This window comes from Microbacterium gubbeenense DSM 15944, from assembly GCF_000422745.1.
GTDB lineage: Bacteria > Actinomycetota > Actinomycetes > Actinomycetales > Microbacteriaceae > Microbacterium > Microbacterium gubbeenense.
The window spans coordinates 1-1,103 of sequence record NZ_AUGQ01000074.1 but is presented as its reverse complement, the minus strand read 5'-3'; the positions used below and the strand labels follow the sequence as shown (position 1 = coordinate 1,103).

The 1,103-nt window shown below is 67.3% G+C and carries 1 protein-coding gene and 1 pseudogene; both read right to left on the bottom strand.

Going from position 1 to position 1,103, the window contains the following annotated elements:
• Nucleotides 1-776: pseudogene (locus tag G510_RS17045) on the bottom strand (ISL3 family transposase); the annotation flags it as partial.
• 34 nt (nucleotides 777-810) lie between these two features.
• Nucleotides 811-1,103: integrase core domain-containing protein (locus G510_RS0113380; protein ID WP_029154017.1), on the bottom strand; the 293-nt coding region annotated here is incomplete at its 5' end.

Below are 1,103 nucleotides of genomic sequence, written 5' to 3'. Positions count from 1 at the left end.
TCGGCGACTCGCTCCGCGATTCGGCGGCCCTCGGCGAGATCCTTCGCGTGGTAGGCGGATCGCAGTTGCTGCGCGCACTGCCACGCAACGAACACCTCGTCGTGCGCAGGATCTGCCTCGATCGCCGCGGCCAGCCTAACTCGCTGCTTGTCGGTGAGGTTCTCCGCTCCGGCGCGCAGGATGGTCTGGATCCCGTAGAGCGGCTCTCCCTTGCGTCCGCGGTGGCCGAGCGTGTCGTGTTGCACTCTGCGGCGGACCTCGTCGACCGCGGCGGTGCCGAGTTTCACGACATGGAACGCGTCGAGCACCGCGACAGCGTCTTCCAGCTTGTCGTTGATCGCGGTCTTGTATCCGGCGAAGGGATCCAACGCCGCCACCTCCACGTTTTTCCGGAACGCGTCGCCGCGCTCACCGAGCCAAGTCGCGTAGGCCTTCCCGGACCGGCCGGGTACGAGATCCAGTAGCCGCGCACGCACCCGGCCGTGCTCGTCGCGGGTGAGGTCGACCATCCCCGTCAGTTCCTTCGGACCGCGCTTGCGTGGATCGACGTGATGCCAGACATGCTCGTCGACACCGAGCGTCGTGACGCCATCGAACCGGGATTCGTCCGCGGCGAGGCACACGAGTTCGGGCTCGACGGCGCGCCACACGGTCTTCCACGATGTTCCGAGCTGACGGGCGAGCCCAGCGATGGTCGCGTGCTCGCCTCGTAGCTGTCCGATAGCCCAGGCGATAGTGCGCTTCGTGATCGACCCCCGGTGAGCGACCAGCGACGGGGGGCGTGAGGAACGAACTGGTGACAGGTGTGGTTTAGGCCGCGAGGGTGAGCGGCTCGGCCAGCTTGGACTCGAACTCGATGGGGGTCAAGCCGCCGAGGGAGTCCTGGGCTCGTTGCCGGTGATACTTCCGCTCGATCCAGACGACGATGGCGAGCCGCAGATCCTGCCGGGTGGTCCACCGCTGCTGGTTGAGGACGTTGGTCTGCAGGAGCGACCAGAAGCTCTCCATAGCTGCGTTGTCGCCCGCGGCGCCGACTCGGCCCATCGAACCGACCATGTCGTGCCGGCGCAGTTCCCGGGCCATGGCGCGGCTTCGAAACTGGC